Raw genomic sequence first — 23,533 nt, 5'->3', positions numbered from 1 at the left:
CTCAAAACCATCTTAGCCTAGTTTCTATTCAGTTTCCTCCTGATGCGCTGATGGACCAAAAAGGGGTATATGTTGCCAAAGACATTGGCAGTCAAGAGCAGGTAAAAGAACAGGGTATTGCCGGTGAAATAAATAAATATGGCAATACCTGTTAAGACGATCAAGGCGATAATATATTCAATTTCGCGGGTGAAGTGCTTTTCTTTTATTTCCTCCAGTCTATAGCTGTCTTGTTTTTTGCCATACATCAATTTGAACTCCCAATATTCTAATGGAAAATAAGAAATGAATTTCTCGAACCATTTTAGGGCGATGAACTTTTCCCATTTCCGGTCATGGATCAGGAAACGATTTCCATATTTGGAATAAAGGTGATGGCCTTTGGTCCAATGACAAATCATAACCCCTACAAACCAAGAAAATGCCAATGAAAGAAGGGTGGGAAAAATGATGGTGATTAATATCATTTATGCTTGATTATTTACTTGTTAATTACATAAACACGTTATTCACGTAATTATTTTAAATTTTGATGATTGTTTGCTTATATCATCATATAATCGGCCTTTTTTACTTAATCCTTTTAGGAGAGGCAAAAATAAATGTTGTGTGGTAATGAACAGAAAGATCAAAAATGATTAACAAGTCCGTTGGTTTTGGATTGGACGAGCTACGGTTTTTACATTTACAGGTGAAATAAATATATTTTTTTTACTGACGCCCGACTAAATTTCAAATATGATCAAAAACTGTCTTTAAATAGAAATTTGAGGGATTTTATTCCAATCCCTAATATGCCCCCATCCCCTTTAGGGGATTTAGGGGTGAAAGCAGTTGATTTTTTTCAATTTGACGATTGTTTTCTCGGACACCAGTAATTTTTTACCAAAAAAGTTATATTTATTTTGTAAATTTTACCAGCAATATGGAGTTGTCCCATTTGATTTTTGAATGATTTCCCATTGCTGAGGCCTGTTTTACATTTTTTGGCTTGTTTAGAGTAGGTGATAAGTACTTGTTTAATGTTAAAAGAAATGATGTTATGAAGACCAAGCATGTGTTGATTGTTTTTGTTTTCTTTTTCCTGGTACGCATAGCGGTTCCATGTACACGTGTGGTGTATAAGGGGCCAGGGAATTTGGTGATTACGGCAAGGTCTATGGATTGGAAGGATGAAATTCCAGTTAACTTGTGGATTTTTCCCCGGGATATGGAGCGCGAAGGGAAGGTAGGCTCCAATTCTTTGACCTGGCGTTCCAAATACGGAAGCATAGTGGCCAGCTCATTCGATGTAGCGACTGTAGATGGGATGAACGAAGAAGGCTTAGTGGCCAATATCCTCTGGCTGACAGAATCAGAATATCCTTCCTACGATGGAAAACAACAGGGACTGTCTATAGCTGCTTGGGCACAATACGTTTTGGATAACTTTGCCACAGTAGACGAAGCTGTGCAAAGGATGAAAAAGGAGGATTTTGTGGTTGTTTCCAGTAATATTCCTGGGACGGAGAGGTTTGCTACCTGTCATTTATCCATTTCAGATGCCAAAGGAGATAATGCTGTTTTTGAGTATGTCGGAGGGAAGCTTGTCATCCATCATGATCCCTCGTATGTGGTGATGACCAATTCTCCTGTTTACGAGCAACAGTTGGCCCTGAATGCTTATTGGGAACGAATTCCAGGAACGATGATGCTGCCAGGAACCAATAATGCTGCAGATCGATTTGTCCGAGCTTCTTACTATATTAACGCCATTCCCAAAACAGCTGATAGACGAACAGCTGTTGCGAGTGTTTTTAGTGTGATCAGGAATTGTTCTGTTCCTTATGGTATATCCTCCGAAAATGAACCAAATATTTCTTCTACTAGATGGCGTACCGTTTCAGATCAAAAGCACCGGGTGTATTATTTTGAGTCTGTCATGACACCAAATACTTTTTGGGTCGATATCAAGAATCTAGATTTTGGTACTACTTCAATACTTAAACTAGCTTTGTCAAATAATGAGACCTACCAAGGAGATGCCCTGGATCATTTCGAAGACACTGAACCGTTCGAGTTTGCAGGTTTATAAGAATCAGGAATCGAATCCGGAAAAATTCAAATTAGCTTTTAGGGAAACACTTATATGATCATATACTTTTTAATCTGAAGAATTCCTCGACGCTCTGCGTCGGGGTTCAGCTGAAAAGTTTGAAAAACAGAGAGTTTTTCATGACACTTTGAAAAGTGTACTTTTGAGAAATGGGAGATCATATTTTCAAAATGCATAATAAGACACTATTGTTGTATCATCTGGTTTTTCCATTGAAGTACAGGAAATCAGTTATAACAGATGAAATAGGGTCAGGTTTAAAGCAAATCTGCTTGGATATTTCGGAGCGATATGAAGTACATTTTGTAGAGATAGGACACGAACCGGACCATGTTCATTTTTTAGTTCAAAGTGTTCCGAGCTATTCGGTTTCAAAAATGATAACGATGTTGAAGAGTATCACGGTAAAAGAATTGTTCAAGAGGTTTCCAGAAATCAAGGCGAAGTTATGGGGAGGGGAATTTTGGACAAGTGGATTTTACGCCAAGACAGTTGGTCAATACGCTAATGAAGAAGTGATAAGGGCTTACGTAAAGGATCAAGGAACAGAAAAAGAATACAAAAGGTTATATACAAATCAACTAACATTATTTTGATACCTCGATCGCTCTGGGTCATGGTAGTTCATTGCCTAGCGGCATTCGCCAGGACGTCCACCTCACTTTTTAGCGGACAGAAGGGGCAGCAGTGATGCTCCGTTAGGAGGATTAGCTTGGTAATAGAAAGTGAATGTAGTATCCTAACAGTGCCGTAGGTACTGACTCCGAAAGAATGTATGATTATCGACTGCATCAGGAGCATAAGAGCCAAATTTATCCGTCCACGTATTACTTCTATTCCAATAGCTCAATACCGCTCTACTTATCCACTATAAATCACATAGCACCAAAAAAATGATTGCTGGCACGATTTCGTATAATCACATACCAGTATTACTCAAATAAGTGTGGACGAATTAAGGGAAAAACATCATCTCACAACAATTTTTAGGTTGAATTAAATTTGCAACTTTGTTGCAAAATATACTGGCAGCCATTAAGTTTGCATCATCGTAATCGCTTTGAACCCACACTTATCAGGTGAAGCAAATGGCTATGCAGGAAACTAAAATAAATGTCATTATCTTGACTGGCTTTCTAGGGGCTGGTAAAACATCCGTTCTTAATAACTTGCTGATCCTATACTCCAATCAAAAAAACATGGTGATTGAGAATGAGTTTGGATCAGAATCCGTAGACGGTAATTTGGTGAAATTAAAACAAGAGCGAGTATTTGAGCTTAACAATGGCTGCATTTGCTGTTCATTGGGGGAGGAGTTATATGCAGTCCTAAGGGAGATTGCCGAGCTGTCCACACCACCAGACAATGTATTCATAGAAGCTTCAGGATTGGCAGACCCCGGAGCACTGGCAAGTGTTTTTATTTTCGAAACGATTAGTGAGTATTTTGTGGTTAAGAGCGTTATAGGGGTGGTAGATGCTGTTTTATTCGAAGACAGCTTGACACAAGTGCCCGAGGCGGGAAGACAATTGGCTATTGCTGACCTGATTTTACTGAATAAGGAAGCAATGGTCGCTAATGGCTACACTAAATCCCTTGAACAGAAAATCAAGCATATAAACCCACTTTCTGTTGTATTCCCTACCAATCACGGTAAAGTAACCAAAGAGATGGTGGCACAGAATCTAACAAGGGACACTCAGTTGTTTGATTATCAAGAAACCCATCCCCATACACATAGTGATGTCAAATCCATTTTATTGGATTTTAAGGATGCCGTTTTTGATCTTGGTCGTTTGCGAAGTATCTTGACCGTGTCGCTGTTTCTTCATTATCACCAGATTTATAGGATCAAAGGCTTTGTCCGTGTCAATGAAAGTAAGGGACTTTACTTGGTACAAAGTGTGGGCCAGCAGCTTAGCATTATACCAGTTGAAAGTAAAAAGGATCAAAAGCCGTTTTTAGTAGTAATCGGAAAAGGGCTTACCAGGAAAGGAATTATGAAATTATTTTCCAAAGGCTTTGATCATGGGGCAATGTCCCGGTATATCGGTGAAGCGTAATCAATTTTAACTTTAAGAAAGAGGTAGTATGATTAATCCAAAGCTATTTATAAGGTTTTTTATTCCAATAGTGGTGTGTTGTATGCCAGGTATCTTGCACGCTCAACAGATTAAGGACATTCCGTTAGGAAGTAGGAGGGATACTGTGGTGTATTTTGGCAAAGAAGATTCATTGGCTGTGACCGTCATTAAAGGAAAGCATGATGGCCCGGTGTTTTCAATGGTAGCCGGTGTTCACGGTTTTGAATATCCTCCTATTATGGCCGTTCAGGAACTTATGCAAAAGATCCAACCTGAAAAACTCCACGGCACTTTGGTAATCCTTCCCTTGGCCAATGAAGCAGCATTTTATGGGCGCTCTGTCTTTACAAATCCAGTGGATGGCAAAAATCTCAACCGTGTTTTTCCCGGAAAAGCTGAAGGGACTGTTACCGAGCAGATTGCATACTGGATCAGTCAGGAAGTTATTCCCGTTTCGGATGTGTTTTTGGATATTCATGGTGGTGATGCCAGTGAGGATTTGTTGCCGTTCGTATGTTATTACAATAGAACCGACAAGCCTGAGCAAGTAGCCTTGGCGCATCAGCTTACGGAAGCTGCCAATTTTGAATACAATGTGATCTATCCCTACACCCTGGCTCCGGATGCCCCCTCGGAATACGCCTTTAAGGAGGCTGTTCAGCAAGGGAAAACGGCTTTAAGCATCGAAGCCGGAAAGTTGGGAAGTGTACAGCCTGTTATGGTCGAAATGATCAGCACGGGTGTAATGAATATGCTTACTGACATGGGAATGTACCCGTCTGAAATCAACAGTTCCGTAAATCAAAAATGGTTTGAGGCACAAGTTTATCTAAAAAGTCCTTCCACAGGGCTTTTTTATAGCAAAATAAAGAGCGGCGACAAGGTCACCAAAGGGCAGGTACTGGGTAATATCACGAATATTTTTGGAGAGAAACTGGAAGATATTTCAGCACCTTCATCGGGTATTGTGCTTTATAAAGTGGGCACACCACCCGTAAACAAAGGCGAAACGCTGTTTTGTATTGGGAAGTGAAAGTGTTCACTGAATGTGCGGAAACAATAATTATTTGCGAACATTCGTGCATTTTGTGGATATCGTTTCTATTTGCACAGCGATTAGGCCTTTTTGATCATCTTGAGCGAAAACCAACCCAAAACGACAATGATGATAGCCATTATGGCCCAAAGCCAGGCTTTATTTTCAAATAGCGATTGTGTAGTTGAAGCAGGAGTTGTTTTAATGGAAACTGCTGGTTTTAGATTTAGTGCTTTTGGTGAAGCGGGGATATTCTCCGTGAATTGGGCAATATCATAATTCGGTGCAGTGGCATCGGCCTGGCCATACACTATAAAATAATCAGCCGGCACCGTAAAGCGGGCGATCAGCGAATATTCAAATCCTTTGGCTTCTACACCATTTACCCTGAGGGGGGCATTGTCCTGATTGTGGATGGTGATGAGGAGTTGCTGTAACGTGGTTGGAGACAGGTCAAATTGGTTGCCCGAGAGTGAATTGAGTACCCCAGAACCCAACTGCCGATACCGATAATGCCAGCCCTTTTCTGTTTTTACACTGTCCGAAAGGTAGCTTATGGTGACCGGGCGATAATAGTCCACATCTTCATTGATATTGATCTTTACCTGACTTATCGGTACCGGCATGGCCAGTTTTATATTGATATGCGTTGATTTTGTTTTATCATCCTGATGGGAGTGAATGCTGCTGACTTGGTGATTTTGGAGCTTTCCTTTTGCGATGACCTGTCGTTCTAGCGTTGCCTTTTGCAGGTTGGGCTTTTTGCTGCTGGGGATGGTCAGCTGATAATAAGGATAATTGGATGCGGGGAACTTCAAGGTGGTAAACCGAAAATCATTGGAAGCATTTTTGATGGAAAGTATCCTGTAATCTTCCAGCAAGGTGAACCATTCTTTTTGGTCATGGCTCCCATGCAGCTTGACTTTCCAGTCAAAGTTTTGTTGGCCAAAATCAAGGGTAATATGGTCCGTGATCGTTTCATCCGCTACTTTAAAAGTGAAAAAATGATGGCCGCCATTTTGCGAGATATTTAGCGTTTTGAAATCTATAGAGGTTTTGTCTACTTTTGGCGCAGTGGACCTGAGCAGGTAAGGGGCTTCTATCGTGTCCTGTTGTGCTGTGATGCCATAAATACGGAGATCATCTAGCTGCTGGCTGACTTTTCCGAACAACTCACCCGGTAAAGGGATTCGGTGCCACGTATCTGTGATGCCTTCCAATTCACGCATATAAGCGTAATTTTTGATTTGTCCATAAGCATTCTGGTACACTAGCAGGTAAAGGGGGATAAGGAGTTTAATGATTGGTCTCATCAGAAATAATGTGCTTGAATTTGTTATACAAAAATGAGATGATCAGCAACAAAATGCCAAGGGAAATGAATACCACAGTTTTGGCGATGGTGTCCAAGTGACTGATGTCATAGAAAAACAATTTGAGCAGCGTAAGGCCAAACAGCGCGATCGCTGCGATCCGCAGGTACTTTTTATTTTTCCAGATTCCAATTCCTATCAATGTCAACGCATAAATGCCCCAAAAGATGCTGAGCCCAAGCTTATATTGCTTGGACCATCCGGCCATATCCATCCAATGAATCAGTTCACTACTGAGTGCCCATACTAATGTTAGGTGTAATCCAAAATCAAATTCCATTACAAACGGTTGATTAATAAAGGGTTGTCTTTGGTAGAGATAAGCAGCTACTATGGCTATACCTACAAAAACAAAGGAGATATATCGCATGAGGATATTTCCAAAGCCATAAACGAAGTATTCCGGATGTGGTGGATCCAGATAAGTCACCCTAAGCTCACTTAACGCATAAAGACCACTGGCCAGAAAGATCAGTAAGGTAAAGGCGATTAAAACCAGGTTTACCCAGCCGAGTGGCTGGCTGCGGAGCTTTTTGGAATTTAAAAACGCCAATCCCGACAGGAAGAACAGCGAATAGCAGATAGCCCAAACGGCCTTAAAATGCAATATATCCTCATTTCTAACGGATCCTTCTGTAGTTAAACCTATATTTCCTATCACCACCTCAGACCTTACATACAGCTGCTGCCAATAGGCATTGATTTCTACAAGGAAAGTGTAGAAAGTACTAAAGAGTAGAATGGCAGGAATCCCAAAGGAAATGATATTGACAGTCCCCTTGGATGGTTTCCACGACGGTGAGAAATCCGTTTTGGACTGCAGCCAATAGATCCATCCAAAGCCTGCTAAAAAAAGCAGTGAGGATAGAAAGTGAATGTTGATCAGTGGGGTGAAATGATTAGCTTCAATTTCAAAAGAATACTTTCCATAAACGATAGACCAGTCTTGGATCAGGCTGAAGAAGGCGATGAGCATGAGAGGATAGGCCAATTTTTCGTAAAATGCTACCTGCTTGGTTCTCCCAATCCAGTATAGCAATGCGGCTTCACCAGTCCATAGCAGTGTTACCCAATTGCCATCCAACTGTACCGGGAAAGCAAGGGTAATAAAGATCAAGACTAATCCTATAACCAAATAGAAGAGGTTACGGTCGGCGAGTTTTCGTCTATAAATGGGCAAGCTGACCAAGAAATGAATAATAGCATTGGCAAGTGTGAACACTCCCAGAAACGACTCTTTTTCGGAGTGGTCTGCGAGGAGTGCGTATCCTAGCGCGTAGAAGATAAAGGCATTGCTCAACAGCATGACAATGTCTGCTGAACTGAACTTTTCTTTTTGAAGGAATTTATAAGCAAGGAATGCCAGGTAGAAGAGTATAAAAAATATTGCCAGAAATATCATGGCCAAACCAAAATGATCCAGTCGATCATACTCGAAAATAAACCATACCAAATAGATGACCCAGGTCAGTCCAAAAGCGGAATAGTAAAGTGCTTTCCAGTATTTTTTGATGGCTATGACGAGGATCCCCGCATTGATAATAGCAATATAGGAAAAGAGAAAACCAACATTGCCGGATCCATCGCTGAGAAGAAAAGGGACGGCGTAGGCACCTACCAGTCCAATGTGTGAGATGACCTGCTTATCGTAATGCAATGCCGCCAGAACCGTAAAGGCTGTGAATATGACCATCAGTATAAAGGTTACCGGAAGCCCGATCAAGCCATAAAAACTAAATGCTGCAAAAGTAATGAAATACATGATTGCCATGGCTCCACTGAGCAGTACAGCACTGAAGTTTTCGTATTTCTCTTTTAGCTTTATGGCAAATCCCATGAGGCCAATGCCCACGGTGTAGCCAATGATAATTCTGGTCAGCGGACCAATAAGATGGTTTTCAATGGTGTATTTGGCTCCTATGGCGACCCCGATGATGACAATGATAATACCGATCTTATTGGCAAGGTTTTCTCCGATAAACTTTTCAAAGTCGGTTTTTGACTTTTGAGGTTTGGGGGGGAAGTCCCAGTCCAGAGCTGCTTTTTTTGACTTTGCCTGCTCGCGGAAAGGACGTAGTTTTGGTTCCGTTTTGGGGATGTTGGGTTGAGGTTTTTCCTTTTCTGCAGTGGAGGTAGTCGTTCCTTTTAGCTGCTGGATCTCAGATTGTAGCTGATTGACTTCCTTAGAAAATGCTTCTTGTTTTTCCAGTAGTACTTCCAGCTTTTTGAGAAGTATGTCCAGCTTTTCGTGATTTTCGGCCATAAAATAATGATAAGATAAAGTCGGTTGATAAAAAAATAGCAATCAGCTAGTTATTCCGGCAATATAGGATTTTCTCAGCTAATATACTGAGAACTGCCACAGGAAATAGTGGTGCATAAATTGTGAACGAGTCAAAAAGCTTACGGGATCTTGGATAAACGATTGGAAGTGTTGATTGTCCCTGTGCGGCAGTTTGTTTCTGATTAGAGGTGGTTTGTTCCAATTGTAAAGGGTATAGAGCTGTTTCCTATACCGTTACAGTGAACTGCCTATTGCAAATTGTCCTCTTATTCTTGCCTTGCAAAAATCAAAACGCCTGCTTTCTCCGTTCCAGATACAATAGCAAGATTTTTCCCTAGGCTTTTTTTACAAAAATGGACTTTAAAGCCATTGCACCAAAACCGGGGATTTTACAATCAATGTTGTGGTCTCCATCCACCAAACGGATGTTTTTTACTTTGGTGCCCGCTTTTATGGGGTGGGCTGCCCCTTTTACAGGGAGGTTTTTGATCATTACCACATCGTCGCCGTCCTGGAGGGGATTTCCGTTGGCATCCTTGACATCTAAACTTTCTTCTGCTTCCTCAGCTGCTGTTTCTGGGTTCCACTCGTGACCACACTCAGGGCACATCATGGAGATCCCTGTAGGATAGGTGAATGCTGAATTACATTTTGGGCAAGGAGGAATATGGTCAGACATGATAAGTGTAATCTATTTAATGAATTATTGTGCAGTTGTTTTCTCATCAGCGTGCTCATGGTGCACTTGATGATCACACAGCTTTTCTGAATGTACTTCACCAAAACCTGAGCAGGTGTGACAGGCACTGACTTCCTTTAGGCTACCATCGCATCGTGGGCAGGTGAGCCTGCCTTCCCCTTTGCATCGGGAGCATTGATAATATTCAGTGATGTTGAAGACATTTTTCTTGGTGACGATGCCCGTGGCTTTACAGCGGCTGCATCCTACGATACCTTTTCCTTTACAGTAACTACAATCTTGTTGGATGACTTTGTCTCCTTGGCAAGTAGGACAAGGCTGGTACCGATAGCCTTTGGAGTCACATAGCTTACAAGCCGCAATGGCCTCCAATGGGGCTTTTAACTTTTTTTCGAGGTTTTTGGCCGCTTCGTAATTTTCAGCTTTGAAGCCGTTTATTTCTAAATATTTGTTGAGAAATTTCGCGCTATTGTCGTATTGCTTTAATTCGAAAAGGGTCTCAGCGAAATAGTAAGGCATTTCCGGTGGGATGGAAGCACTACTTTCAATAATCTGGCGAAAATAATAATTGGCCTTTTCATATTCGCTGCTGGAGATGGAGGTTTTGGCCATTTCCATCAATCGATCGGTCTTTCCTAAATTCGGACTGCCCTGGGCCAAAGAAGTGCTATGAATCCCTATCCCTAGCATTAGGAAGATGATCACAAAAAGGAATTTTAGCGTGGATAGGCAGGATTGGTCCTGATAATTTCTCTTTCGCGGCATAGTAATCTACTCTCTGTCTAATCGAGCCTAAAGAACTTAAATTTGTAGGAAATGTCCGCAGTTTTTTCCGTTTTTTTAAGTTTTATTAACATTATCAGGTCCTTTTTTGACCTTTAACAAAAAAGGAACAATGACCAGGATGTGAAAATCACGATGAAATAAGTCGGTTCGGGTGATTGTTATGGGTTTTTGTTAAGGATTTTATAATTTACTGTTAATATCAGGGAGAGGTGTTAAATGATTTGTAAATTTTTATTATATTAAAAGTGATTTGTTAAAAAGCAGGCAGGGTTATGGATGAATTGTAACCTCCATCTTTTTGAAGTAATACACAACTTAACTGTTTTAACATGATTAATGAAATTTTAAAAAATGTGGGGCCAGAGGTGATTTCAAAAATTACCAGTCAGTTTGGATTGTCAGAAGAGCAAGCCTCCAAAGCAGTGGACACGACACAAGAATCCCTCACTGCCACGGCGACTAAAGAAGCCGCAGGCGGTAACCTGGATGGACTGCTCAATATGATCAATCAAGGAAGTGGAGCAGCTGGAGGCAGCATGTTCCAGAAATTTGCAGGAAACTTGGCCAGTGATTATATCTCCAAACTGGGTGTTTCTGAAGGGATTGCACAGCAGATCAGCAACTTTGTCCTGCCATTGGTACTCGATAAGATCATGGGACAAACAGGTGGAAATGCCGGAAAAGGGGACTTAATGAAGCTTATCGGAGGTAGTGCCGGTGACATCCTCAAAGGAAAGGCAGGAGATATGCTGGGTGGCCTGGGCAATATGTTTAAATGATAGCCTACTCTTTTCAATATGAATTTATAGAGCGGTAGCGCTGGATTGTACTAAACTCTGTCTAAAAGGCTTTGTCTTAGTGCTTTAACGGACAGCATTGTTATCGCACCCCAAGTTTATATTTATTTTCAATTTTATAATTTGTTTACAACCATGTCAAAAACTATCACAAGTATTGAAGGAATTGGTCCTGCGTACCAAGAGAAATTTGCCAAAGCAACGGTGAAAACCGTGGAAGCATTATTGGAAAAAGGAGCTTCAAAAAAAGGAAGGAAAGAACTGGCCGAAGCTACAGGAATTGATGAAGGTAAGATCTTGGATTTTGTTAATATGGCTGATCTTTTTAGAATAAATGGTGTCGCCAGCCAATTTGCAGAACTTCTTAAAGCTACGGGAGTGGATACGGTCAAAGAGCTTCGTACCCGGAATCCCGAAAATCTCCACAAGTCGCTTACGGAAACCAATGAAGCCAAAAAGCTTACCAGAACAGTCCCTGCATTAAGCCAAATTGAAGATTTTATAGATCAGGCCAAATCATTGGATCCTGTGGTTACCCACTGATATCAGCAACAGAAAGAAATACCTTGGATGGTTTGCCGTCCAAGGTGTTTTCGTTTTAGCATGGCTGATCCTATAGCATAGAACAAAAAAATGCTTTTCCCCCGAATTGTGCTACCGGATTCATGGCCTAGCGTTAATCAAAAAAATGAAATAACTAAAACCTGGCGTTATCCGAAGGGATCTCATCGTAGAATTGTTAGGGATTTCTGAAGTCCAGCCACCAGCTTGATCATCATATATGACTACCAAAGAACATTTCCAGCAACATATTTCAGCAGGGTACCAAACGAAAAAGGACTTTTTTGTATTGGGGACAGGTATACTGGAAAAGGATCCGGTAAAGGAGGCTACGGTAAGGATTCCGCTCAAGACGCTCAATCGCCATGGCTTAATAGCTGGCGCTACAGGTACCGGAAAAACCAAGACATTGCAAGTGATGGCAGAGCAGCTTTCACTGAAAGGAGTCCCGAGTGTACTAATGGATTTAAAAGGTGATCTTTCTGGCCTCGCTGGTCCGGGCACTTCCAATGATCATATTGTCTGGCGAAGTGATGCCATAGGAGTGGATTATGAGCCTACCGGCTTTCCGGTGGAGCTATTGACGATCAGCCAAGAGCCAGGGACAAAATTAAGGGCGACGGTGACCGAGTTTGGGCCAGTGCTGATTTCGCAGATACTGGGCCTCAATAGTACCCAGCAGGGGATTATCGCCTTGGTTTTTAGATTTTGCGATATCAAGAAGCTGCCCTTGTTGGATTTAGAAGACTTAAAAGAAGTCCTGCAATATGTGATCAATGAGGGCAAAGAAGAAATCAAAAAGGAATTTGGAGCAGTATCAGCCGCCTCTGTGAATACCATCATGAGAAAGATCATCGAATTGGAACAGCAGGGAGCGACATCGTTTTTTGGAGAGGTGTCTTTTGATGTCAACGACCTGGTAAGGCAAAAAGACGGTAAAGGGTTAATTTCCATTATTCGCCTGACAGATATTCAGGATCGACCGAAGCTTTTTTCTACGTTTATGTTGAGCCTTTTGTCAGAGATTTATGAGACCTTTCCAGAGCAGGGCGATGGGGATAAGCCCAAGCTTTGTTTGTTCATTGATGAGGCGCATCTCGTATTTGATAATGCTTCCACAGATCTGATTGATAAGATTGAAGCTATTGTGAAATTGATCAGGTCAAAAGGGGTAGGGGTTTATTTCTGTACTCAAAGTCCGACTGATATTCCCGACAATGTATTGGGCCAATTAGGACTAAAAGTCCAGCATGCCTTGCGGGCTTTTACCGCCAAAGACCGTAAGGCAATCGGCAAAACGTCCGAAAACTATCCCATCTCCGAATTTTATGATACCAAAGCAGTACTCACGTCCATGGGGATAGGCGAGGCACTGGTCACGGCCTTAAATGAAAAGGGCATACCCACACCGCTGGCCCATACACTGGTCCGTGCACCCATTTCAAGAATGGATGTCCTTTCAGAAAGCGAAATCAATGAATTGGCCAACAGCTCAAATATTGCTTCCAAATACAATCAGCAAATAGACAGGGAGAGTGCCCATGAAATATTGGAAACCAAACTCCAACAAGCCGAAGAGACGGCAAAGGAAAAAGTGGCTTCGCAAAACACAGGCGAGGCTTCCTCAAAAGGAGAAGACAATCTGTTTGAGGAATTGTCAAAAAACACCATGGTAAGGCAGATCGGGAGAACGATTTTCCGGGAGTTGACCAGAAGTATCTTGGGCACTTTGTCTGGAAAACGAAGATAGTTTTAATTTTTGCAAGATCTTTCTATATTAGTCAATTCATCCTTTTTGAAACGGAGAAATCAGTAATGATCTTTTAAAATAAAGGATGAGTTGAATATTTTTGTAAACTATGGGAGTTATTGGAGTAATAGGTGGCGGGGCTGCTGGTTTTTTTGCAGCGATTCAAGCGGCACAGCACGGAACCAAGGTGATCATCTTCGAAAAAACAGGGAAAACCCTGTCAAAAGTGAAAGTTTCAGGTGGTGGAAGGTGTAATGTGACCCACGATGCTTTTCAAATATCAACATTGGTAAAGCATTACCCAAGAGGTGAGAAATTTCTCAAGAAGGCGTTCGGGAAATTCCAAGCAAAAGACACGGTGGAGTGGTTCGAAACCAGGGGAGTAAAGCTAAAAACAGAAAGTGACGGTAGGATGTTTCCCATCACCGACAGTTCCCAGACGATCATTGACCTGCTGCGTAAGGAGGCAGAAACACTAGGTGTGGTGATTGAATTAAGGGCTTCTGTGGAGCAGATTGCCCGTGTTGGGTGCGGGTTTGTACTTCAAGTGAATGGAAAAGATAGGGCGGTGGACAAAGTGATCGTTTCGGCCGGAGGGAGCCCAAAATCCAATAGTTATCAAATGTACAGGGAACTGGGACACCATGTGGTAGACCCTATTCCCAGTCTTTTTACTTTCAATACACCCGAAACAGGCCTTAAAAAATTACCGGGATTGACAGTACCAAATGCCCAAGTTAGGATAGAGGGTACGAAGTTGGCTTACGAAGGGCCGCTGTTGATTACACACTGGGGAATTAGCGGGCCAGTGGTGTTGAAGTTGTCAGCATTTGGTGCGAAATGGTTGCATGAGCAAACGTACTGCACCAATGTACATATCAGATGGAAAGCGGATATGAAGGTGGAGGAAATTCGTGAGGCGCTCAGAACATATAAACAACATCACCCTAAACGAAAAGTCCATAGCCATCCCCTTTTTGATCTACCTAAAAGGTTATGGGAACACTTGTTAAAAAGTGCAGGTATTGACGACTCACTTACATGGCAAGAATGTGTCAAAAAACAAATAAATATTTTGGAACAGCATATTTTTTGCTATATATTACAAATGAAAGGAAAAACGACCTTCAAAGAGGAGTTCGTTACTGCGGGGGGAATTGCCCTAAACGAAGTAAATCCAACCACCATGGAAAGTCGTTTAGTACCGAACTTGTTTTTTGCAGGAGAAGTTTTAGATATTGATGGAATTACCGGTGGTTTTAACTTTCAAGCGGCCTGGACCACAGGTTATATTGCAGGACAATCAACACATAACTAACTATGATCAACACCATGCCTAACATGATTAAAAGCAGGAATATCAACATGGATAAAGTCCATGAAATGTCAGAAGGAGATATGGAATTTCAGAAGGAGCTGCTTCAAGCTATCGCGAGTTCGGTAGAAGAACTAAAGGATAGATATGAAGAAGCCATGGCCCAGCGAGATGAGGACTTGCTGCACCAAGCCAGACATAAGGTAAGGCCTACTGTTACCATCTTCGAATTACGAAATCTCAGTCAAGTACTGGATGAAGGAAAACAAATTATCCGTCATGATGAATTGGAGGAAAAAATCAATGTCCACCACGAGCAGTTTTTAAAGGTAATTGATGAATTGCTTCGCGAGATCCATGAAATGAATGAGTAAGTCAGCCGGATCGACTTATCCTTATATATTTCTATGATTATTATTCCCCCCTTTGACTACTCTTTTTACCCTTTACTTCTTCTGGTCTCTTAGGTTGAATTTGAGGATGTCAAATCAGACCTAAGTGGTTTTTAAGGATAATATATATTCTTCAACACTACTATTAATTATGGATCAAGCGGAAATGCTGGGGGGATTAGGGTTGGTTTCGATAGCACGCAGATGATGCAGATTAATAAGATTTACGCTGATTTTTTTATACTGGAGCACGCATTACTATTGCTAAATTAAAGAGAAATATGCTTACCAAAACCACCTGGAAATCTCTCATCTTCCAGAAATATTGCTTGGTCCTCAAAATGTGCTAAAAAGGAGGCAAGCGAAAAAGTTGAGGGCATGAATCCCTTTATTTTAATAGGATTTCCTTTTTGTTTTTTTGCCACAAAGATTCTAAGACCCAAAGCTGTTTGTTTTCCATGAAATTTGGAATCCGCCTACAAAAAACTTCGTGTCTTGGCGACTTTGTGGCGACCTACCAAATGAATATAAATCTTCTCCCGCCCCCAGAAATATTGATTGATCCTTAATTATTGTTATTCGGATGCTTACCTATTCGAATTTAACGCTATTTTTCAATATGATTTCTTTTTGAAAAGTTTGTTGCTCCATCAGTCTAATACCCTTTACTTTGTCAGGCAATACAGAGTGAAATTTCCATGCCTTTAATAAAACAATCTACCTATCCCGGTCCACCAATACATTACTTTAATGGCCATTTCGAAACCATTTTACCCAGTGTGTTTCGGAAGATCACTGGTGTCGTATACCAGCGTGAGCGGATTGGTACGCCTGACAGGGATTTTTTGGACTTGGACTGGAGTAAAACAGGGAGCAAAAAACTCCTGATTATTTCCCATGGGCTGGAAGGAAGCTCTGAAAGACACTATGTCACTGGTCTGGTGAAATTGTTTAACGATCATCAGGTAGATGCATTGGCTTGGAACAATCGCTCGTGCAGTGGTGAAATGAACCTTCAGCAAGTACTTTACCATCATGGAGCATCGCATGACTTGAAAACTGTCATTAAGCATGTGTTGGCTACTGAGGAGTACGAGGAAATTTACCTTGCAGGGATCAGTATGGGGGGAGCTCAAACACTCAAATACCTAGGCGAAGAAGGAAACAACCTACCTGAGCAGATAAAAAAGGCCGCGGTTTATAGCACTCCTTGCAATTTACCGGACAGTGCAGCTACCTTACGTTTTCCTGTTAATATCTTCTACAAAAATAAATTCCTCGCCAAGTTAAAGGTAAAAATGGCCAATAAAGCCAAACAGTTTCCAGGCATCATTGACGAAGCTCTACTGCAGAAGGTAAGTGATTTTGATACGTTTGATGATCATTTTACCGCCAAGTTACATGGTTTTAAGGATGCCAGTGATTTTTATCATCAGGTAAGCCCAGACAATTGGATGGAGGAGATATCCATTCCTACGCTCATTGTCAATGCCCAGAACGATCCACTGCTGATCGACCGATGCTATCCAGTGGAACTGTCCGCTCTGCACGAAATGATCTATCTGGAAATGCCTAAAAGAGGTGGACATACGGGGTTTGCCGTCAAAGGGCAGGAATTTACCTGGGTAGAACGACGGTTGCTGGAGTTTTTGGATTCGAAGTAGACGGGCGGCTTAATACCTTAGCATGAAAAAATAACTTTCCGATGGGCTATGCCTTCATGAAACTGTCATTGTGAGAAGGAGAAGTATGACGAAACAATCCTGTACCCAACATACTACTTTCTAGTAACTTTTAGGCTAAAACCAGCTAGGTTTATTATAGTGCCCAAAACCTTTTGCTGATTTGATGGTTTAGGGTATTAAATAGTTTTTCGCATGATTCAAAAAGCTTATATTTAAACCTATTGAATTTAACAGGTCATTTGTTAATATAAAATACTTGGCCAAGGTGTCAGATTAAATAATAAATACCAAAATTATGCGCTATCTTTTTTATAATATCACCATTATCCTTGTCGTTTTCTTTGCTATTCTGACGTACTATTATGAGCAATGGGTTTGGGCTTTTCTCATCATTGGTCCCATAGCCATTATTGGTATTTATAATCGTTTTCAGAAGCGCCATACGATTTTAAGGAATTTTCCGATTTTGGGTTATTTCAGGTATTTTTTTGAGATGATTTCACCAGAAATCCAACAGTATTTTATCGAGAGGACCACTGATGGCAAACCTTTTAGCCGCAACCATCGGGCATTGGTTTATAGAAGGGCCAAGAATGTAAATGACACGCATCCCTTTGGAACGCAGCTGGAAATCACAGGAGAAAACTACGAAGCCATCCGGCATTCGATTTATGCTACACCGCCGGTATCAGAGATTCCCAGGGTGATTGTCGGCAGCAAGGCTTGCAAGCATCCCTACAGTGCCTCGATTTTGAATGTTTCAGCGATGAGTTTTGGCTCATTGAGCAAAAATGCCATCATGGCCCTTAACCGAGGTGCCAAAAAAGGGCACTTTTATCATAATACAGGGGAAGGAGGGCTTTCTCCTTACCACATGGAAGGCGGTGGAGACCTTGTCTGGCAGATAGGTACCGGTTACTTTGGCTGTCGTACTGAGGATGGAAATTTTGATCCGGAAAAATTCAAGCAGAGAGCAGCACATGAGCAGGTAAAGATGATAGAAATCAAAATCTCCCAAGGTGCCAAGCCAGGCCATGGCGGGGTTCTTCCTGGAGAGAAAAACACGCCAGAAATTGCTAAAATCAGAGGTGTAAAGCCCCATACGACTATCGTGTCACCTCCCAGTCATCGGAAGTTTTCTGATCCAGAAGGCCTTATCAGATTTATCAGTGAATTAAGGGAACTTAGCGATGGTAAGCCGATAGGATTCAAGTTGTGCGTGGGAAGGACTGAAGAGTTTATAGACCTTTGTGCAGTCATGAAAAAGAGTGGAGTGGTGCCTGATTTTATCACGGTGGATGGGGCAGAAGGAGGTACAGGAGCGGCTCCTTTGGAGTTTTCCGATTCGGTGGGCATTCCGCTGGAGCCAGCCTTGATTTTTGTAAACAGGACCTTGGAGAAATTTGGGCTGCGGCAAGAAATCAAGGTAATTGCCAGTGGCAAAGTGCTGACGGCTTTTTCCATCTTGAGGATGCGTGCGTTGGGAGCTGATATGTGTAATTCCGCACGTGCCTTTATGTTTACTGTGGGCTGCATCCAAGCCCTCCGCTGCAATACCAACGATTGCCCAACAGGTGTGGCTACCCAGAATAAAATGCTTGTAAAAGGTCTTGTAGTAGAGGATAAAGCAGAAAGGGTATTTAACTTCCACCACAATACGATGCATGCCGTACTGGAATTATTGGGTGCTTGTGGGGTCAAACATACCAATGAAATTGACATTAGCATGTTTGTAAAAGGTGATGAAATGGTGGCCCTGACCAATAAATACTTCCCTGATTCTGTACTGAACAGAGTGGATTGATGAGTATTTAGTAGGTAGTCTTGAGATATGGACGTGAAACTTTAAACCATGTGCCATTGTGCTCCTGTTGTTCAGACAGCTGTGCTGCGGAACCACGAACATTGAGTTTTTAACTCAAGACCATCTACAGGGTTATCCTTTGGGAGCTGGTTTGTTGGTAATCACATAGGGCACAATAGGAAAGGCTAGGGATAAAGTGGGAAAGTTGGGGGGAGTTTCCGCTGATATATTTTTCGTGATTTGCAGAAATATCAGGAGCCACAAGAATGCGGGAAGAAGGTTTCCCTATTTTCAGCTACTTTAAGTGATTGATCAATTTCCCTAGGTGGTAGTAGAGGGCTTTTATCTCGTCCAAGCTCAGAACATCTACATTCTTCATAATGGCTGTTGGGATGCAAACAGCTTCTTTCTTCAGTGCTTTGCCATGGGAGGTCAAGGTGACAAATACCTTTCGCTCGTCACCTTTGTCCCGTGTTCTTTTTAAGATATCTTTTTCCTCCAATCTTTTCAAAAGTGGGGTCAGGGTGTTGGATTCCAGTATCAGGGCATGGGAGATCTGACTTACGGTAAGGTAATCTTCCTCCCAAAGCACCAGTAGTACTAAATACTGTGGATAGGTCAGGTCAAGTTTGCTCAAGTGTGGCTGGTAGGCTTTTATCATCAGCCGGGAAGCGGCATAGAGAGGGAAGCAAAGCTGATTTTCGAGGTTGAGGCTAGAGTAATCTTCGGTTTTTGCCATTGTCAGTGATTATGTTCGATCTGTCAAATCAAGTTACATCAGATTTTTCGCTTTATCCAGTATTGGTACGCGCCACTACTCCAAAGTGCCCAGGCGATAAGTACAGGTTGGAAAAAGAGTCTTACCAATCTTTTAGTGTCGGTATCCAGACCAAAGGCGTTGATGCCATTAATGTATTGAGCGATATTACCAGGGAATATAACCACAAAAAAGAGCGCTAGTGCCAGTCCTGTATGCACTTTATATTTTGTACCGATGACCATGCCAAGCCCAAAGAGGATCTCTGCCACACCTGAGGCAAGTACAACGAAATCTTTTGAAAAGGGCATCCAATCTGGAACCTGGGCCTGGAATTCAGCCCTCAGAAAGGTCATGTGCCCGAAACCCGCAAAGAGCATGTTTAGCCCGAGCAGTATGCGAAAGATATTTTGAACTAGGGAAGTTTTGATCGTTGTGGTGGTCATGGAGGTCGGGGTTAGTGTCATAACATGAGTTCGACTTAAGAACCTTCCCCGATAGTAGCGGGGCAAACGCAGTGAAGAAGGAGTGAAGCAATCTCGTATTCAGGATACGGGATTACTTCGTTTTATCTTCTCCCAAATGACAATTTGTAGTTGATTTATAGTCTGATTTATAAATATGTTATTTATGCTTCTGTAGTTACATGGATGTTTACATCCACATTTCCTTTTATGGCATTGGAGTAAGGGCATGTCGCGTGTGCGGTGGTCACGATTTCCTCGGCCGTGGCCTGATCAGCACCTTGAATGGTTACATCAAGCGCGACGGTCAATTGATAACTTTTATCGTCTGTCATGGCCAATCCAACGGTGGCGGTGGTTTGGGATTGTATTTTCACCTTTTTCATGGCAGCCACGTGGATGATAGCGTTGTCAAAGCAAGCGGAATAGCCTGCAGCAAATAGTTGTTCCGGATTGGTGAATCCACCGCCATTGCCGCCCATTCCGGTGGGAACACGGACGTCTAAGTCCAAAATGCCATCTTCACTTTTTACATGGCCATTTCTACCGCCAACTGCCGTAGCACGAGTTTCAAATAGAGTTTTCATAATGATAAATTTACTATTAGGATTTAAATTCATTTGCGATTATATCGTAAACGATTAAATTTATCTAAAAGTTTAAAATGCGCACTTTTTTTTAATTAATCCCTTGATATTCTGCTGAAAACCATCTTTCCCTTTCCATCTCTTCCTTCCACTTTAGGGGTAAGAATCAGGGGTTCTTCATCCAGATTTATGATTTTAGCTTGTCGGTTGTAAGATCGATCCAATTCCTTTAGCGTAAGGCATTCCCCGCTGATATTATAGACGGCACTCCGCTTGAGTACTTTACCAGCCTCTATGTCTGTATACACCAGACTGTCCTTGCCGGTGAAATGGTAGATGGTGTAATAAGTTGTTTGTCAATATGCTGGTACATTTCTTTGCGGGTGTTTTCAGGCACGCTTTGGTATCCCGGAGACATCCGAATCATTTCGATGGTGTCAAAACTTTTTAGCTTCCACTTTCCTATTAGCTGGCTTTCATCAATATTCTGTGCCACTGAAAAATTATAAAGTAATAGAAAGCTTGTCGTAAGGAAAATTAAGAGGTTGATTTTTATTTTTCATAGTGTTTTCTCTTCCACACTGTTAAGTAGTTTTACGGAATTCAAGGTATGGGGTTATGAATATCCTTATTCTGTAGCGACCTTTTTTGCTATTGATTTTAGTTTTTTCTTTTTCAGGAACTGAAAGAACGAAAAGGCTATGGCTATGGCGATCAATCCTTGGACCAGTAATGTGATCGAACTTCCAATGTGGTTGGAGGTCAATCCGACCAATAAGCTTCCCAAGGGCATCATGCCAAACAGCGCCATGGCGTACAGGCTGATGAGCTGGCCTCTTTTCTCCGCATCAGATTCCGTCTGGACGATGGTCAGGCATATGGTGGACTGAGTCAATCCGGTAAAGCCTGTTATGACTGCCAGAAACAGGGCAAAAGGCAGCAGCTCGGTAATCGAAAAAACAATCAATGAGCCTCCCAAAATAGTCGCATTGATGATCAAAATCCAGGATTTTTTGGTTTTAGGGGACAAGGATGCCAAAAATAGGGTTCCTAAAAATGCCCCTAAACCAATGCTGCTGACCATAAAGCCATATGTCTGGGCATTTCCCTGAAATACTTCTTTTGCAAATTCCGGCAAGAGTGTATTGTATGGAATGACCAAAAGGCTGATGACGGCAATGTAGACCATCGTAGGGGCGAGGATAGGGTGATGCTTTAAGTAAGCAAAAGTCTCTTTTATTTCTGAGAGGTTGCTTTGCTTTTTCACCTTTTTTGGTTGTGGCGTTAGCCGGAGAAATAATAGTGAAACGATTACTGCCAAATAACTCAGGGCATTAAGAGAAAAACAGATACCAGCGCCCAAAGTACTCAGCACCAGTCCGGCTATTGCAGGGCCTATCAGCCTTGCTAAATTCACCACAGAAGAATTGAGTGCTACGGCGTTTGGTAAGTCCTCTGGGTGGGAGAGCAGCTGATGTAGGAGAGATTGCCTGGCAGGAATGTCAAAGGCATTTATAATGCCCAAAAGGGTGATCAGGGTCAGAATATGCCATATTTCCGTATCTCCACTTAGCACGATAAAAGCTAAAAGAGCCGCTTGCAAAAAGGAGGCGACTTGGGTGATCATGACGATTTTGAGCCTTGGATACTTGTCTGACAAAATACCACCGTACAAGGAAAACAGGAAGGATGGAAATTGTGAAACGAAAGCAGTAAGTCCAAGCATAAAAGTGGAGTTGGTCATTTCGTATACTACCCAACTCACAGCCGTCCTTTCCATCCACGTTCCAATGCGTGAAATGGCTTGGCCTGTAATGAAAATCCTATAATTGGAAGAATGTAAGGCGCGAAAGGTGTTTTGAAAGCGGTTGGCCATGGTGGAATAGAGCGAATTACATTAAAGTCATAAGGTTGAATTGCTATCAGAACACACGGAATTCACAGAGTGGGCTAGGTTTTGGTGAGTTCTGTGAAAAAATCAACATTATCTTTGTGGGCAATGAGGTTGAGCATATTGGTGTTATTCACTTAGAAAGTGAACCAGTGGCTGGATAAATCGATCGAAACTTTCGATATGTGGTAAGTGACCGATGTTGTCGATTTCCACCAATTGGGCATCGGGTATGCGATTTTGTGTTTTTTTGCCTAACTCTTCATAAAGCCCCATCGTCGTCCTGACTTCTTCGGTGACCAATGGTTTTCCCAGCGCAGTTCTGTCACGGGTACCGATGATCAATAGTGTAGGTGCGGTGACATTTTTAAATTCATATACCACTGGCTGGGTAAAGATCATGTCGTAGGTGAGTGCTGCATTCCAAGCGATGGTTTCATAGTCGGAATTAAAGGTCCATCCGGCCAGTAAATTTACCCATTCGTCGTATTCAGGCTTCCATTTATTGTCATAGTAGCTTTCCTTCTGGTAATTTTTGATGGCATCGTAGTCTTTCTTCAGTTCATTTTGGTACCACCATTCCACAGGTTTGTAGGGAACTTTCAGCTTCCAATCCTCCAGTCCGATGGGATTTTCCAAGACCAGCTTTTCGGTGATTTCAGGATACATCAGCGCGAACCTGGTCGCCAACATACCGCCCATGGAATGGCCAAGTACTGCGGTCTGGTCAACACCAATCTCGTCCAGTACTGCTTTGGTATTTTGGGCCAATTGCTGGAAGGTATAATGAAAATGGCTTGGTTTGGAGCTTTTGCCAAAGCCGATCTGATCAGGCACAATGACCCTGAATCCTTTCTGGGTCAGTGCCTCGATGGTGGTCTCCCAATAGGCTCCATTAAAGTTTTTGCCATGCAGCAGGAGGATATTTTTGCCATTATAGTTACTGGGTTTTACATCCATGTAGGCCATGTGGAGATGTTGTTCCTGCACGTCCAGATCGATGGTGTGAACTTCATAAGGATATTGGTAATTGGAGAGTTCAATATCCAGCCACTTGAGGCCTTCGCTTTGGGCAGAGACATTGTAGGTTACACCTAAAAACATGGTTAATGCTAAAATCAAGTTCGTCTTCATAATGGTATCCGCAAGGTTTTTATGGTTCTTAAAGGCCA

General features: G+C 42.1%; 23 protein-coding genes. 11 read left to right on the top strand and 12 right to left on the bottom strand.

Annotation, left to right across the window (positions count from 1 at the left end; translation table 11 throughout):
- Positions 1–17: 17 nt before the first annotated feature.
- Entirely contained in the window at positions 18–467 is a 450-nt protein-coding gene (locus tag FKX85_RS16975) for a glycosyl-4,4'-diaponeurosporenoate acyltransferase CrtO family protein (protein WP_141615872.1), read from the bottom strand.
- 575 nt (positions 468–1,042) lie between these two features.
- On the opposite strand from FKX85_RS16975, the gene FKX85_RS16970 reads away from it, so the two are divergent.
- The 4 genes from FKX85_RS16970 to FKX85_RS16955 all read left to right on the top strand — a co-directional run bounded on the left by FKX85_RS16970 (position 1,043) and on the right by FKX85_RS16955 (position 5,212).
- Positions 1,043–2,074 (top strand): linear amide C-N hydrolase, encoded by a 1,032-nt coding sequence (locus tag FKX85_RS16970; RefSeq protein ID WP_141615871.1) that lies wholly within the window; start codon positions 1,043–1,045, stop codon positions 2,072–2,074.
- Between the two features lie 170 nt (positions 2,075–2,244).
- Complete coding sequence (gene tnpA / locus FKX85_RS16965) at positions 2,245–2,691, top strand: IS200/IS605 family transposase (protein ID WP_141615870.1); 447 nt, start codon at positions 2,245–2,247, stop codon at positions 2,689–2,691.
- A 498-nt stretch (positions 2,692–3,189) separates the two neighbouring features.
- Positions 3,190–4,158 carry a CobW family GTP-binding protein gene (locus tag FKX85_RS16960; RefSeq protein ID WP_168196284.1) on the top strand — a complete coding sequence of 323 codons (969 nt, stop codon included), beginning with the start codon at positions 3,190–3,192 and terminating at the stop codon, positions 4,156–4,158.
- An 82-nt stretch (positions 4,159–4,240) separates the two neighbouring features.
- Positions 4,241–5,212 (top strand): succinylglutamate desuccinylase/aspartoacylase family protein, encoded by a 972-nt coding sequence (locus FKX85_RS16955; RefSeq protein WP_229239663.1) that lies wholly within the window; start codon positions 4,241–4,243, stop codon positions 5,210–5,212.
- Positions 5,213–5,295: 83 nt separating this feature from the next.
- On the opposite strand, the gene FKX85_RS16950 is transcribed toward FKX85_RS16955, so the two are convergent.
- The 4 genes from FKX85_RS16950 to FKX85_RS16935 form a co-directional block, all read right to left on the bottom strand.
- Positions 5,296–6,528 carry a DUF3999 family protein gene (locus FKX85_RS16950; RefSeq protein ID WP_141615867.1) on the bottom strand — a complete coding sequence of 411 codons (1,233 nt, stop codon included), beginning with the start codon at positions 6,526–6,528 and terminating at the stop codon, positions 5,296–5,298.
- Complete coding sequence (locus FKX85_RS16945) at positions 6,512–8,851, bottom strand: DUF2339 domain-containing protein (protein ID WP_141615866.1); 2,340 nt, start codon at positions 8,849–8,851, stop codon at positions 6,512–6,514. Before FKX85_RS16945 ends, FKX85_RS16950 begins: the two co-directional genes overlap by 17 nt.
- Positions 8,852–9,206: 355 nt before the next feature.
- Positions 9,207–9,551 carry a zinc ribbon domain-containing protein YjdM gene (locus FKX85_RS16940; protein WP_141615865.1) on the bottom strand — a complete coding sequence of 115 codons (345 nt, stop codon included), beginning with the start codon at positions 9,549–9,551 and terminating at the stop codon, positions 9,207–9,209.
- A gap of 24 nt (positions 9,552–9,575) precedes the next feature.
- Entirely contained in the window at positions 9,576–10,337 is a 762-nt protein-coding gene (locus tag FKX85_RS16935; RefSeq protein WP_229239662.1) for a tetratricopeptide repeat protein, read from the bottom strand.
- 350 nt (positions 10,338–10,687) lie between these two features.
- On the opposite strand from FKX85_RS16935, the gene FKX85_RS16930 reads away from it, so the two are divergent.
- The 7 genes from FKX85_RS16930 (at position 10,688) to FKX85_RS16900 (ending at position 18,662) form a co-directional block, all read left to right on the top strand.
- Entirely contained in the window at positions 10,688–11,137 is a 450-nt protein-coding gene (locus FKX85_RS16930) for a DUF937 domain-containing protein (protein WP_141615864.1), read from the top strand.
- Between the two features lie 153 nt (positions 11,138–11,290).
- Complete coding sequence (locus tag FKX85_RS16925; RefSeq protein WP_141615863.1) at positions 11,291–11,698, top strand: DUF4332 domain-containing protein; 408 nt, start codon at positions 11,291–11,293, stop codon at positions 11,696–11,698.
- A gap of 238 nt (positions 11,699–11,936) precedes the next feature.
- Positions 11,937–13,466 carry a helicase HerA-like domain-containing protein gene (locus tag FKX85_RS16920; protein WP_141615862.1) on the top strand — a complete coding sequence of 510 codons (1,530 nt, stop codon included), beginning with the start codon at positions 11,937–11,939 and terminating at the stop codon, positions 13,464–13,466.
- Between the two features lie 109 nt (positions 13,467–13,575).
- A complete protein-coding gene (locus tag FKX85_RS16915; RefSeq protein ID WP_141615861.1) occupies positions 13,576–14,784 on the top strand; it encodes a BaiN/RdsA family NAD(P)/FAD-dependent oxidoreductase in 1,209 nt (402 codons plus the stop codon).
- A 23-nt stretch (positions 14,785–14,807) separates the two neighbouring features.
- The gene (locus FKX85_RS16910) at positions 14,808–15,155 is read left to right on the top strand and encodes a hypothetical protein (protein WP_229239661.1); all 348 of its coding nucleotides are present in this window, start codon (positions 14,808–14,810) and stop codon (positions 15,153–15,155) included.
- Between the two features lie 716 nt (positions 15,156–15,871).
- Positions 15,872–16,837, top strand: coding sequence for a YheT family hydrolase (locus FKX85_RS16905; RefSeq protein ID WP_141615859.1), 966 nt, complete (start codon positions 15,872–15,874; stop codon positions 16,835–16,837).
- A gap of 316 nt (positions 16,838–17,153) precedes the next feature.
- On the top strand, positions 17,154–18,662 hold the full coding sequence (locus FKX85_RS16900) for an FMN-binding glutamate synthase family protein (RefSeq protein WP_141615858.1): 1,509 nt from the start codon (positions 17,154–17,156) through the stop codon (positions 18,660–18,662).
- A gap of 295 nt (positions 18,663–18,957) precedes the next feature.
- On the opposite strand, the gene FKX85_RS16895 is transcribed toward FKX85_RS16900, so the two are convergent.
- The 7 genes from FKX85_RS16895 to FKX85_RS16865 all read right to left on the bottom strand — a co-directional run bounded on the left by FKX85_RS16895 (position 18,958) and on the right by FKX85_RS16865 (position 23,495).
- Entirely contained in the window at positions 18,958–19,401 is a 444-nt protein-coding gene (locus FKX85_RS16895; RefSeq protein ID WP_168196283.1) for a MarR family winged helix-turn-helix transcriptional regulator, read from the bottom strand.
- Between the two features lie 38 nt (positions 19,402–19,439).
- Positions 19,440–19,865: a DoxX family protein gene (locus FKX85_RS16890; RefSeq protein ID WP_141615856.1), complete on the bottom strand. Its 426-nt coding sequence runs from the start codon at positions 19,863–19,865 to the stop codon at positions 19,440–19,442.
- 182 nt (positions 19,866–20,047) lie between these two features.
- The gene (locus FKX85_RS16885) at positions 20,048–20,470 is read right to left on the bottom strand and encodes an organic hydroperoxide resistance protein (protein ID WP_141615855.1); all 423 of its coding nucleotides are present in this window, start codon (positions 20,468–20,470) and stop codon (positions 20,048–20,050) included.
- 95 nt (positions 20,471–20,565) lie between these two features.
- Positions 20,566–20,778: a hypothetical protein gene (locus FKX85_RS16880; RefSeq protein ID WP_141615854.1), complete on the bottom strand. Its 213-nt coding sequence runs from the start codon at positions 20,776–20,778 to the stop codon at positions 20,566–20,568.
- Positions 20,763–20,966 (bottom strand): hypothetical protein, encoded by a 204-nt coding sequence (locus FKX85_RS16875; RefSeq protein WP_141615853.1) that lies wholly within the window; start codon positions 20,964–20,966, stop codon positions 20,763–20,765. Before FKX85_RS16875 ends, FKX85_RS16880 begins: the two co-directional genes overlap by 16 nt.
- Positions 20,967–21,098: 132 nt before the next feature.
- Positions 21,099–22,346, bottom strand: a complete 1,248-nt coding sequence (locus tag FKX85_RS16870; protein WP_141615852.1) for an MFS transporter — start codon at positions 22,344–22,346, stop codon at positions 21,099–21,101.
- A gap of 144 nt (positions 22,347–22,490) precedes the next feature.
- Positions 22,491–23,495: an alpha/beta fold hydrolase gene (locus FKX85_RS16865; protein ID WP_141615851.1), complete on the bottom strand. Its 1,005-nt coding sequence runs from the start codon at positions 23,493–23,495 to the stop codon at positions 22,491–22,493.
- Positions 23,496–23,533: the final 38 nt, after the last annotated feature.

The sequence above is a fragment of the Echinicola soli genome, from assembly GCF_006575665.1.
Lineage (GTDB): Bacteria > Bacteroidota > Bacteroidia > Cytophagales > Cyclobacteriaceae > Echinicola > Echinicola soli.
This window is presented reverse-complemented; position numbering and strand designations above follow the sequence as displayed.

What these genes read in the sequence shown, in the direction of transcription:
- FKX85_RS16975 (WP_141615872.1), bottom strand. Translation starts at nt 467, where the DNA reads ATGATATTAATCACCATCATTTTTCCCACCCTTCTTTCATTGGCATTT.
- FKX85_RS16970 (WP_141615871.1), top strand. Translation starts at nt 1,043, where the DNA reads ATGAAGACCAAGCATGTGTTGATTGTTTTTGTTTTCTTTTTCCTGGTA.
- tnpA (WP_141615870.1), top strand. Translation starts at nt 2,245, where the DNA reads ATGGGAGATCATATTTTCAAAATGCATAATAAGACACTATTGTTGTAT.
- FKX85_RS16960 (WP_168196284.1), top strand. Translation starts at nt 3,190, where the DNA reads ATGCAGGAAACTAAAATAAATGTCATTATCTTGACTGGCTTTCTAGGG.
- FKX85_RS16955 (WP_229239663.1), top strand. Translation starts at nt 4,241, where the DNA reads ATGCCAGGTATCTTGCACGCTCAACAGATTAAGGACATTCCGTTAGGA.
- FKX85_RS16950 (WP_141615867.1), bottom strand. Translation starts at nt 6,528, where the DNA reads ATGAGACCAATCATTAAACTCCTTATCCCCCTTTACCTGCTAGTGTAC.
- FKX85_RS16945 (WP_141615866.1), bottom strand. Translation starts at nt 8,851, where the DNA reads ATGGCCGAAAATCACGAAAAGCTGGACATACTTCTCAAAAAGCTGGAA.
- FKX85_RS16940 (WP_141615865.1), bottom strand. Translation starts at nt 9,551, where the DNA reads ATGTCTGACCATATTCCTCCTTGCCCAAAATGTAATTCAGCATTCACC.
- FKX85_RS16935 (WP_229239662.1), bottom strand. Translation starts at nt 10,337, where the DNA reads ATGCCGCGAAAGAGAAATTATCAGGACCAATCCTGCCTATCCACGCTA.
- FKX85_RS16930 (WP_141615864.1), top strand. Translation starts at nt 10,688, where the DNA reads ATGATTAATGAAATTTTAAAAAATGTGGGGCCAGAGGTGATTTCAAAA.
- FKX85_RS16925 (WP_141615863.1), top strand. Translation starts at nt 11,291, where the DNA reads ATGTCAAAAACTATCACAAGTATTGAAGGAATTGGTCCTGCGTACCAA.
- FKX85_RS16920 (WP_141615862.1), top strand. Translation starts at nt 11,937, where the DNA reads ATGACTACCAAAGAACATTTCCAGCAACATATTTCAGCAGGGTACCAA.
- FKX85_RS16915 (WP_141615861.1), top strand. Translation starts at nt 13,576, where the DNA reads ATGGGAGTTATTGGAGTAATAGGTGGCGGGGCTGCTGGTTTTTTTGCA.
- FKX85_RS16910 (WP_229239661.1), top strand. Translation starts at nt 14,808, where the DNA reads ATGATTAAAAGCAGGAATATCAACATGGATAAAGTCCATGAAATGTCA.
- FKX85_RS16905 (WP_141615859.1), top strand. Translation starts at nt 15,872, where the DNA reads ATGCCTTTAATAAAACAATCTACCTATCCCGGTCCACCAATACATTAC.
- FKX85_RS16900 (WP_141615858.1), top strand. Translation starts at nt 17,154, where the DNA reads ATGCGCTATCTTTTTTATAATATCACCATTATCCTTGTCGTTTTCTTT.
- FKX85_RS16895 (WP_168196283.1), bottom strand. Translation starts at nt 19,401, where the DNA reads ATGGCAAAAACCGAAGATTACTCTAGCCTCAACCTCGAAAATCAGCTT.
- FKX85_RS16890 (WP_141615856.1), bottom strand. Translation starts at nt 19,865, where the DNA reads ATGACCACCACAACGATCAAAACTTCCCTAGTTCAAAATATCTTTCGC.
- FKX85_RS16885 (WP_141615855.1), bottom strand. Translation starts at nt 20,470, where the DNA reads ATGAAAACTCTATTTGAAACTCGTGCTACGGCAGTTGGCGGTAGAAAT.
- FKX85_RS16870 (WP_141615852.1), bottom strand. Translation starts at nt 22,346, where the DNA reads ATGGCCAACCGCTTTCAAAACACCTTTCGCGCCTTACATTCTTCCAAT.
- FKX85_RS16865 (WP_141615851.1), bottom strand. Translation starts at nt 23,495, where the DNA reads ATGAAGACGAACTTGATTTTAGCATTAACCATGTTTTTAGGTGTAACC.